This window comes from Alkalibacterium iburiense (assembly GCF_039521845.1).
Lineage (GTDB): Bacteria > Bacillota > Bacilli > Lactobacillales > Carnobacteriaceae_A > Alkalibacterium > Alkalibacterium iburiense.
On the sequence record NZ_BAAACW010000024.1, the window covers coordinates 17206 to 31525 of the forward strand.

9 protein-coding genes are annotated in these 14320 nt (G+C 36.2%); all 9 read left to right on the forward strand.

Annotated elements, in window-relative coordinates; translation table 11 throughout:
- The first annotated feature begins 113 nt into the window (after positions 1–113).
- The 9 genes from ABDZ53_RS02085 to ABDZ53_RS02125 all read left to right on the forward strand — a co-directional run bounded on the left by ABDZ53_RS02085 (position 114) and on the right by ABDZ53_RS02125 (position 13885).
- A complete protein-coding gene (locus tag ABDZ53_RS02085; RefSeq protein ID WP_343753490.1) occupies positions 114–1745 on the forward strand; it encodes an SWIM zinc finger family protein in 1632 nt (543 codons plus the stop codon).
- A 124-nt stretch (positions 1746–1869) separates the two neighbouring features.
- Positions 1870–2100 (forward strand): type II toxin-antitoxin system PemI/MazE family antitoxin, encoded by a 231-nt coding sequence (gene mazE, locus ABDZ53_RS02090; protein WP_343753492.1) that lies wholly within the window; start codon positions 1870–1872, stop codon positions 2098–2100.
- Entirely contained in the window at positions 2097–2465 is a 369-nt protein-coding gene (locus ABDZ53_RS02095) for a type II toxin-antitoxin system PemK/MazF family toxin (protein WP_343753494.1), read from the forward strand. The genes mazE and ABDZ53_RS02095 overlap by 4 nt, the downstream gene beginning before the upstream one ends.
- Positions 2466–2635: 170 nt before the next feature.
- On the forward strand, positions 2636–3241 hold the full coding sequence (locus ABDZ53_RS02100; protein ID WP_343753496.1) for a DUF1819 family protein: 606 nt from the start codon (positions 2636–2638) through the stop codon (positions 3239–3241).
- Positions 3238–3819, forward strand: coding sequence for a DUF1788 domain-containing protein (locus ABDZ53_RS02105; RefSeq protein ID WP_343753498.1), 582 nt, complete (start codon positions 3238–3240; stop codon positions 3817–3819). The genes ABDZ53_RS02100 and ABDZ53_RS02105 overlap by 4 nt, the downstream gene beginning before the upstream one ends.
- A gap of 13 nt (positions 3820–3832) precedes the next feature.
- Positions 3833–7498 (forward strand): BREX system P-loop protein BrxC, encoded by a 3666-nt coding sequence (brxC, locus tag ABDZ53_RS02110; protein WP_343753500.1) that lies wholly within the window; start codon positions 3833–3835, stop codon positions 7496–7498.
- An 11-nt stretch (positions 7499–7509) separates the two neighbouring features.
- Positions 7510–11055, forward strand: coding sequence for a BREX-1 system adenine-specific DNA-methyltransferase PglX (pglX, locus tag ABDZ53_RS02115; protein WP_343753502.1), 3546 nt, complete (start codon positions 7510–7512; stop codon positions 11053–11055).
- A 13-nt stretch (positions 11056–11068) separates the two neighbouring features.
- On the forward strand, positions 11069–13621 hold the full coding sequence (pglZ, locus tag ABDZ53_RS02120; RefSeq protein WP_343753504.1) for a BREX-1 system phosphatase PglZ type A: 2553 nt from the start codon (positions 11069–11071) through the stop codon (positions 13619–13621).
- A gap of 54 nt (positions 13622–13675) precedes the next feature.
- A complete protein-coding gene (locus tag ABDZ53_RS02125) occupies positions 13676–13885 on the forward strand; it encodes a hypothetical protein (RefSeq protein WP_343753506.1) in 210 nt (69 codons plus the stop codon).
- Positions 13886–14320 lie beyond the last annotated feature (435 nt).

The window sequence follows — 14320 nt, forward strand, 5'->3', positions numbered from 1 at the left end:
TTCATTCCTCCTTACTATATATATTGTCCAAAAATTTTAAAAACCACGAAATTATTCTGCATTTAAAAAAGCTAAAACTATGGTAAACTTAAATAAATCGGAGGCGGTTACTCATGAATATAAATAATTTTGAAGAAAAAATTGATCCCGTCATTCTACAAAGAGGCATCGATTATTATCTCACTGGGCACGTGGATAAAATAGTAGCGATATCTGAGAACACCTATACGTTAACTATCCTAGGAACCAGCACTTACAAAGTCACCGTTGAGTTATCAAGTAGTGGCTCCATTAAAGCATCAGACTGCACGTGTCCATACACAGGCGGTCCTATTTGCAAACATCAAGTGGCCGCTTATTATGCCCTAAAAGAAGATAAACCCACACAGTCTAAAAATAAGTTGGCTGATTTATTAGAAAGCATCGACAAAGACACGTTAATTCATCACATCCTCCAGGCAGCCGAAGTGAATCCGGAACTAGAAACCGACTTGCTGCTTAGACTGGAGAGTAATCCTTTAGAGCAAGCTCAAAAAATAAAGCAGGACATTAAAGACACGATCAACCAGTACAAAGGTTCCGACCAATTCATTCATTACAACCAATCCTTTGATTTCACTACCGACCTGAGTCATTATATCGATCGCATTAGCCAATTACCGTCACTTATAGAAGCCCTAAACTTACATCTCTTTCTCTACAAAGAAACAATTAAGGCCCTACAATATATAGACGATTCCGGGGGAGTCATCACCAGCCTGCAATATGAAATCCTGCAGGCCATTAAAGAAAAAGTAGAAGAACACAAAACACTTCCTGAAAAAGACAAACAAACGATTATGAAAAAAGTAAAAACGACTATCAATAGCAACGCATTAGAAGATTGGCCAGACACACAAGTCGAACTGCTCGAATCCTTTATTGGCTTTATAGGCGAGCCGAAAGTCAACGAACTTTATATCAGCCTCATTGACGAACACATCCGCCTTCAAAAGACAAAACCTTACGGGTCTTACGCTATCAACCAGTGGCTATCTTTGAAGAGCCAAGTCATCGAAAAAACTCGATCAAAAGTAGACTATCAAGCCTTCCTTGAAGAAAACAAAAATCACAGTGATATACGGAAAAAATACTTTGACTGGTTGCTAAACGAAAAGCAATTTGAAAAGTTGCTTAAAGAAACTAAAGAAGCTGAAAAAACAGATGGCAAACTTCCGGGGCTACTCGATAATTGGAAAGAGTACAGGTATAAAGCCTTTAAAGAAATGAACAAAGTAAAAGAGCAGAAAGTATTAGCCTTTGAGTTTTTAATGAATGGAAAATACGACTATTACGACGAACTGAAAAAATTGGAAGATGACCACGACGCTCTTTATCAAAAAGTAAAAGAAGGCTTTAAACAGACGAACAGTTGGAAAGCAGAAGAAGCCTTTCTTGAAATTATGCTCGAAGAAGAGGACACAGAAGAATTACTGGCTTATGTACAGAAAAATCCGTATTACATCACGCGATTTTCCGAACTTCTATATCCCATTTACCCTAAAGAAGTCGAAGATGCTTTTGAAACCATCATAAAAGAAAAAGCCAAACAAGCCTCTAACAGAAAGCAGTATAAAAAAGTCTGTAAGCTTATTAGCCAGTACGGCACTCAAACTAAAGCCATAAACAAACAACCTGTTATTGAAGAATTGGAAGCAGCCTACCCCCACAGACCGGCCTTTATTGATGAACTGAGAAAAGTGTAGTAGAGAAAGGATTAAATTTTTATTAAGAAATTGACTTTCTTGATTTTTTTATACCACAAAAGTATTTACCGAGTAATTACTATGTGGTATGATAAAGATATATAAATATACGGAGGTTATCAATATGCGAACAATAAAAACGAGAAAGCAAGGTAATGCCATTACAGTTACTGTTCCAAAAAGCTTAAATGTTGAGGCAGGAGAAGAATATATCGTTATCAAAGGTGATGGTGGTGCCTTCACCTACATTCCAAAAGAGAAAAATATTTTTCATGAAGCATATGAAAGAGGAGTTGACTTAAGGGTAGAAGATGAAATTGAAGAAGACTATCCATTAGGCAGAGAGTTATTATGAAGTATACGATAAATAATTATTTACCCAAACAGGGTGATATCGTGTGGTTTAACTCCAATCCAACTTCAGGAAGGGAGATTAATAAACACAGGCCAGCTCTCATACTAAGCGGAACACCATTCAATGCGCAGACTGGATTTATAGTTGTGGCCCCTATTACCAGCACGAAACATGATCAATTAATTGCCCTACCAGAAAAGTTAAAAACAAAAGGCTATGTCAATTTTATTCATCTAAAGAGTATAGATTTTATGTCTGAAAATAGAGAAGTTAAGTATAAAGAAAGCGTAGATTTAGATGTCATAGGGAGAGTAGCTCATAGGGTACTAAACATATTTAACTTTGAGGAGTTATTCGACTTATAATAAGTAATAAATTAAATGGCAGACAAGATAACATCATATTACGATAAGCTATAATCTTTTAAGATCACTTCTTCCAAAGGAGTGATCTTTTTCTTGAGTCGTGGTTCATTCATTAGTTAGAAAGTGTTATACTTATAGTAATAGAGTCTTATAGAAGCGAGCGAATAGGTATGAATAAAAAGTATGCGACAACGTTAAATACACGTCCTTTTTTGTATAAAGAATCAAAGACAGTAGCTGAGTGGAAATTGAATGAGCTATCAGATGAAGAAATAAAAGAGAAAATAGTTGAAGACAATGTCTTTCAGTTAAACAGTCTAGATAGGAGAAAGCGCTTTTGCAGTGAAATAAATAAGCGCCTTTCTTTTTTAGACGACTATTTATTGGAACAACTCGTTCAAAAAGATACTCAAACAAGTAAAGTTCTGTTATTACTAGCCATTATCAAACGTGATCGCTTGTTTTATGAATGGATGCGTGAGGTTGTTTGGGATAAATGGTTGATTTTAGATTACCAGGTAAGTAGATCAGAAACAGCTGCCTTTATTAACCGGAAAGCAGAACAGGATGAAACGATTTCGAAGTGGAAATTTAAGACTCGTGAACTACTAGTTTCTGCTTACCATAAAACGTTAGTAGACGCTGAAATGGCTGTACCAGATGAAAATAAAATTAATTTACACAAGATATTTATCGATAGTTCTGTTAGAAACTATCTAATTGAAAATGGAGAAACACATTACGTGGAAGTTCTTCTAGGGGAGATGAGGCAATGAGATCAATTAATATACGATTAAATGAACTGAAAGAAAAATTGTCGGATCCTAAATTGCTTTTAAATAAAGGACTAGGAAATGAAGTGGGCTTTTATATTTTTGACTACAAGCCCGAGCAGGAATTAATCGTAAGAGAATCTATACCGATGATAAAAGAAAGTATTGAAAAAGAAAACCCTCAAATAAAAATCCAAGTGTTTGATTTATATGATATCGTTTTGGACTTTTTTGAGCAGCGGGGGTATATGGAAAAAAACTTTAAAATGGAACAAAGAAAAGACAGTGAGTTTTTATATGACAAAATGAGAAAAGCATTGAAACTGGCTACAGACAATGACTGGATTGTGAAATACATTGAAGAGCATATGGATGAAGAAGCGATGATTTTCTTGACTGGAGTAGGGAAAGCCTATCCTATCGTACGATCGCATACCGTTTTAAACAACTTGCAAACGGTAGTAGAGAAGAAACCACTCATCTTATTTTATCCAGGCACGTATGAAAATGGTAGTTTACGCTTGTTTTCTCGTTTTTTAGATGATCATTATTACCGAGCCTTTAAACTAATTGAAAATTAATGGAGGGATTCTCATGCGTATTGAACAGTTATTTAAAAAAGATATTACCCGTGATATTCAAGGGGTTATTAAGATAGGTCAAAAAGACCAAGAAAGCATGCATCAAGAACTGGAAGAATATGTGGTTACTCAGGAATTAAATAAACACTTCGAAACTTTTTACCAATCCTACCTTCGAGCGTTTGATAAGCCGACTGATAAAGTGGGCGTGTGGATAGCCGGATTCTTTGGATCTGGTAAATCTCACTTTCTAAAAATATTATCTTACTTATTACAGTCTGATACTGAAATAGATGGCAAACGACCAGTTGATTACTTTAAAGAAAAATTACATAATAACCCAGATTTATTGAATAAGATGATAGAAGTATCTCAACACCCGAGCGAAGTGGTGTTATTCAACATCGATTCGAAAGCTGATTCGGACAGCAAACAAAATAAAACAGCCATCGTTAAAGTCTTCAATAAAGTATTCAATGAAATGAGAGGTTTTTCAGCCAGTATTCCATGGTTAGCTGAACTTGAAGAAACCATAGTGAACAGAGGTCATTATGATCGGTTCCAGTATTATTTTGAAGAAGAAACAGGGTTAAGCTGGAGAGAGGGCAGAGAAGAGCTTTATTATAATTTCGATGAAACAGTCGCTGCACTAGCAAAAGCTACCGATATTTCAGAAGACAGTGCCACCAAATGGCTGGAAAATGGAGAAACAGACTACAGTATTTCTGTCGACAGTTTTGCCCAACGCATCAAGCGCTATATCGACCAGCAACCGGATGATTTCAGATTGGTCTTTGCGGCAGATGAAGTCGGGCAGTATGTATCAGGTAATACACAATTGATGCTTAACTTACAAACAGTTGTAGAAGATTTAGGCAAATACTGTCACGGAAAAGTATGGGTCCTTGTGACGTCTCAACAAGAAATTGACAGTTTAAGAGAAGAACTCTCTTCAACGGATTTTTCTAAAATTCAGGGACGCTTTAATACACGTGTCAGCTTAAGTAGTGCGAATGCGGATGAAGTCATTAAGATCCGTTTGCTTGAGAAGAAAGCTGAACCCTTTGTGACCTTAACTAATCTATATGACGATCATGAAGTGGCTTTAAAAAACAAGTTGGAATTTGAAGAAGCAGCGACTATGCGCTTTTATAGAGACAGTCATGACTTTGCAAAAGTGTATCCTTTTATTCCTTATCAGTTTAACCTGCTTCAAAAAGTCTTTACAGGGATTAGAGAGCACGGATCTTCAGGGAAGCACTTATCAGATGGAGAAAGAAACCTGTTAGAATCTATTCAGCAAGCGACGATTGAATACAAAGACAATAATTTAGATACGTTGATTCCATTTTATACTTTCTATGAAAGTATTGATCAGGCTTTAGAACACTCTGTTCGTTCCACCATTATAAAAGCCGAACAAAACGAATCGTTGAATGACTTTGATGTCTCTGTATTAAAGCTACTCTTTTTAATTCGTTATGTGGATGAAATGCCTGGAACGCTTAAGAATCTAACGACCTTAATGATTAGCACACTTGATGAAGACACGCTTGACTTGAGCAAACGAGTCGGTGCCTCTCTTCATAAACTTGAACAGGAATTTCTTATTCAACGAATTGGAAACACGTATTTATTCTTAACGAATGAAGAGCAGGACGTAAACCGAGAAATTGGGAACATTCACATTCCTACTTCTGAAATTGTCTTTGAAGCTGGAAGACGACTAGTGGATGATATCTTAGGACTGAAACGATTTTCTTATCGTCCTTTTCAAGACAAACCACAAATGGAGTATTTAATCGATATTTCCCAATGGATAGACGACCGTTCTATTCGTAACGCATCGACAGATTTAGGCCTGCGTTTCTTATCTGTCTATTCAGATTTTACTGAAGAGCCTGAAGTTATGGCTTTATCTCAGCGCGAAGAATCAAAAGTGTTCATTCAGTTACCTGAAAGAGAAAACTTTGCAGATTTACGTAATCTCCTAAGAGTGAATCAGTACTTAAGAACGCAAAGTGGACAAGCCAAAACACCTTTACTTCAAGAGATTTTAGTGCGTAAAGGATCTGAGAGAAAGCAGCTAGAAGATGTCTTTACACAAAAGTTAGAACAAGCCGTTCAGGATGCGACCCTCTATGTCAATGGCTCTATAGTTGAAGCGAGTGGCACCCCTATAAAACGAATCGAAGAAGGCTTACGTGTCTTAGTCGAAACAATCTATCCAAAAATCACGTATATTCAAAAAAACTATGACAGAGAAGCAATTGAGAAAGTCATTTACTCACAAGACATTGAATTACTCGAAGAATTGACAGATGACAATCATATGGCTACAAAAGAGATGGCGACCTATTTAGATAGACAACATGAGCGAAATCGTATGCTGACCTTACATGACATTGTCAGTCGTTTTACGAAAGAACCTTATGGCTGGAAAGAGTTGGATATCTTTGCTAGCTTGATTCACTTAATTAAAACTGAAAAACTGACCTTTACACTTAATGGACGCAAACTGTCTCCAACAGAACATGATTTCCTACAAACGATTAGACGCCAAAGCAGTCAGGAGAAAATTATTGTAACCATTCGTGAAGTGCTGGATCCTGTTGTAGTAAGAAAAGTCAGAGACTATACGAAAGAGCTCTTTTCAGTCGTTTCTTTAGGAGATAAAGAAGAGGAAATCTATCAAACTATTCATGATCAATTCAGTAAAGAACAAAAAGTCCTAGAAAGAATCTATTCTTACTATGAAAGAGGGGTTTACCCGGATCGTCCTTTAGTAAGAGAAGCTCTAAAAGAGATGGATCGCTTACTCTCAATAGAAGAATCCGTTGATTTCTTAAAGTACTTTGCTAAAGAAGGAGAGCTCTTTATTGAGCTATTTGAAGATTTGGAAGATGTGAAAGATTTCTTCTCTCCTCACAATAATAAAAAAGACCTTTACAATAAGGCACAAGAGCGTAAAGAGCTATATGAAAAAGATCGTAACTATTTAAATAATCCAGAAATTGATTTTATCATGAGTAAAATAGATGAAATACTCTCGATGCCTCGTCCTTATAGTAAGATAAAAGATCTAGACGAGTTAATTGACCGTTTCAATATGGAGTTGGGACATGTCCTGGACGTTGTTGCTCATCCTATTAAAGAAGCGATCGAACAAGACAGACAAGATATCGAAGCAGAGTTAGAAACGATTAACGGTTATCCAGAATACGACCGTATTAAGCGCAATATTTATTTATTTAAAATGAATGATTTAGAGCAGAAAGTACAGCAAGCAAATACGGTCAAACTGCTTAAATCTTTCGAGCAGGAAAGTACGGAAATCAAACGATCCGTCTTTAGAAGTATTAATGATGCGAGAACCGCTATTCTTAAAAGACAAGAAGAGGAAAGACAAAGTGCGGAAAGAGAAAAAGCAGAGGTCGGAAAGACTCCTGAGAAGGTAGACAATGTATCTTCAACAGAGTCAACGGAATCAAGTACTGAAAAAATTGAACCTCAAAAGCCATTGAAAGAAGATAAAATTAGTATTTTACCTCGTGAGCATCTATTGCCACGAAAAATTGCGCGATTAAAAACAAAAGAAGACGTCGATGAATATGTCGAAACAGTAAGAGCTAAATTGATGGAAGAATTAAAAGAGACAGATGTCATTCAAATTATGTAAGGGAGTTAATTATGAATAAAGCAGCATTAAAAAAGTTTGCCGTAACTGCCCGTCGCAAGTTAGAAGAAGCTATTAAACAGAAAGCTTACACTTTTGGAATCACTGAAAAAGGTATTCAACCCTTACAAGAACTGCAAGACGGTTTAATCGTAAACGGCACAGTTATGGGTGAACGGGAATTAAAGCAATATAATCATTTGAAAAATAGAATTACACATGATGGCTATCAAACCGTTATGGACGAAGCGGCTTATACTTGGTTTAACCGCTTCGTCGCCATGCGGTATATGGAAGTCAATGACTTTTTACCTATTCATATGCGCATCTTATCGTCAGAAAATGCACAGAAAGTAGAGCCAGATGCCTTAACGCATGCAACCTCTCTAGTGGATGAGTTAGATATGGATTTAGAACGCATTTATGACTTACAAGACAGCAACAAACTAAACCAACTCTACGAGTACTTACTCATCAAGCAGAGTATTAAACTAGGTGAGATATTACCCAATGTCTTTGATCCGATTACAGATGATTTGGCCTTACTTATACCGAACAACTTACTTAACGAAAACAGTATTGTAAGAGATATTGTCACTATGGTTGACGAAGAAGACTGGAAAGAAGTCGAAATTGTTGGGTGGTTGTATCAGTTTTATATTTCGGAACAAAAAGACGCTGTATTTGCCAATCTAAAAAAGAATAAAAAAATTGGTAAGCAAGAAATCGGTCCAGCAACTCAACTATTCACTCCGAGATGGATTGTAGAGTATATGGTAGACAATTCCTTAGGCCGTTTATGGTTAGAGTCACATCCGGACGAAGACTTTAAACAGACTTTAGATTATTATCTGGAAGATGCTGAACAAACCGATGAAGTGAGAAGGCAAATAGAAGCTTTAGCTGATCCAAATCTAAATGTCGAAAAGATTTCTTTCTTTGATCCGAGCTGTGGTTCAGGACATATATTGGTGTACGCATTTGAAGTATTTTATAAACTTTACTTATCTCGAGGGTATCGTGAAAGAGAAATACCTCAGTTAATACTTGAGAATAATCTCTATGGTCTGGACATAGATAAACGTGCGGCCCAGCTAGCGACTTTTGCTGTAATAATGAAAGCAAGAGAATACGATCGTCGCTTATTTAACCGAGACTATTCTGTTCATGTTCACAGCATAGAAGAAAGTAACTCTATTACTAAAGAACAGCTTCAGTTATTCTCGAAAAATAACGACAGAGTACAAGAAGCTATAGAATCTTTATACACTACCTTTTTTGATGCAAAACTATACGGTTCTATTATTCAAGTACCTGAAATTGATACTCAACTCATAAAGGAACAAATGGATTATTTCAGAAATGATTCTGGGATAAGTATCTTTGTCGATGAACTCATTGAGTATGTGTTTCCTTTAATTGAAGAACTTATCGAACAATATCAGTTGCTAGCAAAGAAATACGAGGTAGTCGTGACCAATCCACCTTATATGGGTAACAGAGGTATGGACGCAAAGCTGAAAAAATATATAAATAAAAATTATAAAGATGAGAAAAGTGACTTGTTCTCAGTTATGATGAAGCAGATGTTTAATATGACATCTTCCAGTGGTTTTGTTGCAAATGTAACCATGCAATCATGGATGTTTTTATCATCTTATGAAAAGTTTAGAACGAGTTTATTAAAAAAATATTCAATAGTTTCAATGACTCATATGGATAACATGGTTATGGGCATTGCATTTGGTACAGCAGCTACTATCTTTAGAAAACATATTGATAATTACAGCGGTAAGTACCATTATGTGAAGTTAGAAAACATTCAGGATAATAAGCCTTTAACTTTTCCAATAAAAGAAAATAGGTACAATGAAATTACTTCCGATAACTTTAGCAAAATCCCAGGAAGTCCGATAGCGTATTGGGCTTCTGATATGATTATCAATGCTTTTACAAAAGGTGTACCTCTAAGTGATATTGCTGATCCTAAACAAGGTTTAGCGACAGCAGATAATGATAGATTCATAAGAATGTGGTACGAGATTAATAATAATTTGATAGGTTATTCGCTGCGAAATAGACAAGAGGCTAAAGAAAGTAAGCTAAAATGGTTCCCATACAATAAAGGTGGAGCTTTTAGAAAATGGTATGGAAATTATGACTATGTTGTTAATTGGGAAAAAGATGGATTTGAAATTAGGAATTTCACAGATGACCGTGGTAAAGTACGATCTAGACCCCAAAACACAGAATTTTATTTTAGAGAATCAATTACATGGTCATTAATAACAAGTGGCGGATTTTCGATAAGATATAGAGAAGAAGGAAGTTTATTTGATGTTGCTGGTATGTCAGCATTTACAGAAAGTAGTGTTGATTTAAAATATTTACTAGGATTATTAAGTACACCCATATCAAACTATATCTTTAAAATGATGAATCCAACGTTAAATCTCCAAGTTGGAAATTTTCAGAACTTTCCAGTTTTGAGAGATAATAATATTATTACTACTATAGTTCCACTGGTTGAGAAAAATATTAGATCCTCTAGATCTGACTGGGACTCGTTTGAAACCTCTTGGGATTTTGAAGAACATCCATTTCTCACTTACAAAGATGATTCTTCAATGGTTGAAGACAGCTTTAATAAATGGGAAGAAGTGGCCAAAGAGCGTTTCTACCAACTTAAAGAAAATGAAGAAGAACTGAATCGTATCTTTATCGATATTTATGGTCTTCAAGATGAATTGACTCCTGAGGTGGAAGAAAAAGATGTAACCGTTCGAAAAGCAAATAAGGAAAGAGATGTGAAAAGTTTCTTATCCTATCTTGTCGGGTTAATGTTTGGTCGTTATTCCTTAGATAAAAAAGGCTTGACTTATGCTGGGGGAGAGTGGGATGCCAGTCTGTTTGAGACCTATCAACCAGATGCAAATAATATAATCCCCATTACTCAAGATCAGTATTTTGAAGATGATATAGTGAAAAAAGTTGAAGATTTGCTAGAGACTATTTACGGAAAAGAATCATTAGAAGAAAATCTTTCATTTATTGCAGAAGCTTTAAAGAAAAAAGCCAATCAAAGTTCCAGAGAACGCATCCGCGAATACTTTATAAAAGACTTCTATAAAGACCATGTTCGCACGTACCAAAAACGTCCGATTTACTGGCAGTTCACTAGTGGAAGACGGGGTGCCTTTAAAGGTCTGATGTACTTGCATCGCTACGACAAGAACACCATTGGGCGACTCCGTACCGATTACATTTTACAAGAAAGTAAAGTATTGGAAAATATGATCGGTTATGAAGAACAAATTCTAAATGATGACACAAGTACAGACCAACAAAAAGCCCGTGTACAGAAAGTCATCGAAAATCATATGAAAGACAGGGAAGAACTGGCGAGATATTCTGAGGTAGTTAACCATGTGGCCAGAAAGCAAATTGAATTAGATCTAGATGATGGTGTGAAGGTCAATTATGAGAAATTCCAAGACAATGAAGTTCTAACAAGCCAATCACCGAAACCAATTAAACAAAATATCTTTGAAAAACTATAAAGGTGGTGAACACATGACCAGTGACGTAATCAAACGAATAGAAGAGGCTTTCTCTGCTCCTTTAAAAGACGGAGAAAGGCGTAAAATCCTTTATTTATATGACGAAGAAGAAACTTATTTAGAGAGCATTACTGAATGGAGTAAAGAAAGTGGGAACTGTGAGGTTTTAAAAGTAACTCCGTCCAATTATTTCCATACTAATTATGTTATCGAAAAAGAATTAGTTAACGAGAACCTTTTTCTCTACTTTGTAATGGATAGACCGGCTTTAGGTGATAATCCTTTGATTGATGTGGTCTTATATAGTGAAGAGTTAAAAGTGGATGCGAAAAGTCAGCTCTATTTAACTCTAGGGATTGAGTCGGATAATAAAGAGCTCATTGATTTGATTGATCAGTATGCTACCTTTTTCCGGTCAAAAGAGCGTCTCACACGCTTCACTCGTCTGTTTCATCAGACCCCTTTTCAAAATCAAGAAACTCTGGAATACAGTGTGTTAGCTACTTTAACCAAAGCATCTTCACCTAACTGGATGAGTGTTTTAATTGAACTCTTTGAAGAAGCTGCCGAGGATAATTCGGATAAATGGGAAGCCATTATTAAATTCGGAAACGAAGACCGGTTTTGGGACTTGATGGATACCTTATTTGGTTACGGACCTTCAACTAGTCATTCAGGTTTTTTATCTGTGGAAGAATTAATGCGACAAGTCTTTATTACTTACTTATGTACTGAATTAGAAGAACAGTCGCCCAAAGCCTTCCAATCGTATTTACTGCCAAAAAACAATGCGGTAGTTGTTTTCATCAATCAATGGATGAATAAGAAAAATAAAGAAGACAGTTATGCCTTCGTCTCCACTGTCGTGGAAGATCGCATTCAGTTAGGTGATCATATACAACACTTAGCCAGTACCGATTTGGCTCGTTTAGAGACCTTTAAATACTTTGACTATGCCTTTATTGAAGAGACCATTCAAGCTATTCGTTTACAAGCGACCGATTATGAGCGGTTGTCGCCGCTCTTGTCTAAGCGAAGGAACACATTCTGGTATCCACATTTCCGTTCGGTGTATCATTTCCTTAGCTGGAGCATCAAACTGTCTCACTATATGAATCAATTTGATGAACGATTCTCTCAACTGACGACAGCAGAAGAGATATGGGAGGATTACGCTAACTCTACTTATCATATTGATCAAGCTTATAGAAAGCTCTATACGTACTGGGATCAGTTATCTGATGCGTTCAAAGAGAGTGCGAGTACTCTAAAAGATGACATGGAACGGCTGTATACGAACCGATTTTTACCATCTTTCACAAAAAAATGGGATCGGTATTACGCGAATCAGTTAAATAGCCATTCGCAAAAACTTCAGCAGTCTTTCTTTAAAGAAGAAGTGAAACCGTATGTGATTCAAGACAGACGTATTGTGGTTTTCATTTCAGATGGCTTGCGTTATGAAGCAGGGAAAGAACTGTTTTTAGAGTTAACGAAAGAGACACGTTTCAATGGAGAAATGGATTGGATGCAGACAGAGTTGCCTTCTATTACATCTCTTGGGATGGCTAATCTCCTCCCACATGACTCCATTCAGTTGTTAGAAAGTGGAGAAGTGCTAGTGGATGGGCAATCGACTAAAGGGTTGGATAATAGGGAAGCTCTGTTAAAAGAAAAAGCTCACTCGGAATCCTTGGCGATTCATACGGAGCGTATCCATCAGATGAATATGAATGAATTGAGAGAAACATTTTCCAGAAAAAAAGTGGTGTATATTTATCACAACAAAGTAGACGCGATAGGTGATAATCGTCCAACAGAGCACGAAGTCATTTCAGCTACGAAGGAATCGATTTCTGAAATAAAACAACTCATGCATCGTTTAACTAATGAATTAAGTATCAGTTCTTTCTTGGTTACAGCCGATCACGGGTACCTTTATACTCGTTCGCCAATACCTACTAGTGCAAAAGTACAGCTGGATAGTGAAATGGATGCGTGGATTAAAAATAAACGCTTCATCCTATCAGAAACTGAAAAAGATGCGAGTCGTGGATTGAGCTTTACTTTATCTGAACGGTTAGATAGGGCAGGCTATGTCACTGTTCCAAGAGGACTTAACCGATTTGCCTTACAAGGTGGAGGATATCAATATGTACATGGTGGCCATTTACCACAGGAAATGATGGTTCCTTTACTACGCATAAAAACGGATAGAAGTAAAAATGAAATACCAGAAGTCGAAGTCAGTCTGGTTAGTCAAACACGAGTCATCACAAACAATGTGGTTTGGCTAAACTTCTTGCAGCTCGAAGCTGTCTCAGAGCAGAAGAAGGAAAAGCGTTTGAAACTTTACTTCGAAGACGATCAAGGACGTAAAATTTCTAACGAAGTTGTTTTGATTGCGGATAGTGAAATGACTAGCAGCGATGAACGTGTCGTTACAGAAAAGTTTGTCCTTTTAAATGAAAAGTATAATCCTTACGAGACTTATTACTTTGTTATGGAAAATGAGTACGATGACACTGACGTTCAAAAAGAAGCATTTAAAATAGATTTAGTATAGAGTGGGGTACTGTCTATAATTAGGAAGTTCCTTATAGTTTGGGGGTGTCTATTTTTGGGATATAAAAAGAATAAAAGAAAAAAGAAAAACAGTGAAATTGAAACGATGACTGAAGAAGAATATTATGGGTATTACTTTATAGCGGGATATACAAGTGGTGGTGCCCCGTATGGAATCACTATGGAAGAAGCAGAAGAACAAGGTTTACTTGACGAAGAAAAGAATTCACAACAAACTACATCAGATGACGATTTGCCGTTTTAACAAATATCAGTTGACGACTAAAATAAGCACTGTCTTTAATCTCGGCAGTATATTTTTTTAAAAAGAATGTATAGTTTCAATGATTTATATTGACATAAAAATTTCAGAGAAATCGAATCATTGCTTACTTATTTGACAATTCAGATTCGCTCTTTTTACAGAACTATCAAGCGTGAAAGCCCACGGTTTTAATCGTGGGATGAGAGCGTACATTGAGATAAATGTCTGATTGTTTTGTCTTCTTTTTCTTTTAAAAATAAGTGTACATTTCTCTAGCCTTTCCGTTGATGGAGTGATATACTAAAGTTAACAAAAAGAACACACGTTTGTATTCGTGATAGAGGTGAAGCGAGTGAAAAAAGAACAGACAAAGTCCTGTGTTAAAGTACTCAAAGTGAAATTAAAGCCGACTAAAGAACAAGCAGCTGAATTGAC

Coding starts and splice junctions, on each gene's coding strand:
- ABDZ53_RS02085 (WP_343753490.1), top strand. CDS start 114: ATGAATATAAATAATTTTGAAGAAAAAATTGATCCCGTCATTCTACAA.
- mazE (WP_343753492.1), top strand. CDS start 1,870: ATGCGAACAATAAAAACGAGAAAGCAAGGTAATGCCATTACAGTTACT.
- ABDZ53_RS02095 (WP_343753494.1), top strand. CDS start 2,097: ATGAAGTATACGATAAATAATTATTTACCCAAACAGGGTGATATCGTG.
- ABDZ53_RS02100 (WP_343753496.1), top strand. CDS start 2,636: ATGAATAAAAAGTATGCGACAACGTTAAATACACGTCCTTTTTTGTAT.
- ABDZ53_RS02105 (WP_343753498.1), top strand. CDS start 3,238: ATGAGATCAATTAATATACGATTAAATGAACTGAAAGAAAAATTGTCG.
- brxC (WP_343753500.1), top strand. CDS start 3,833: ATGCGTATTGAACAGTTATTTAAAAAAGATATTACCCGTGATATTCAA.
- pglX (WP_343753502.1), top strand. CDS start 7,510: ATGAATAAAGCAGCATTAAAAAAGTTTGCCGTAACTGCCCGTCGCAAG.
- pglZ (WP_343753504.1), top strand. CDS start 11,069: ATGACCAGTGACGTAATCAAACGAATAGAAGAGGCTTTCTCTGCTCCT.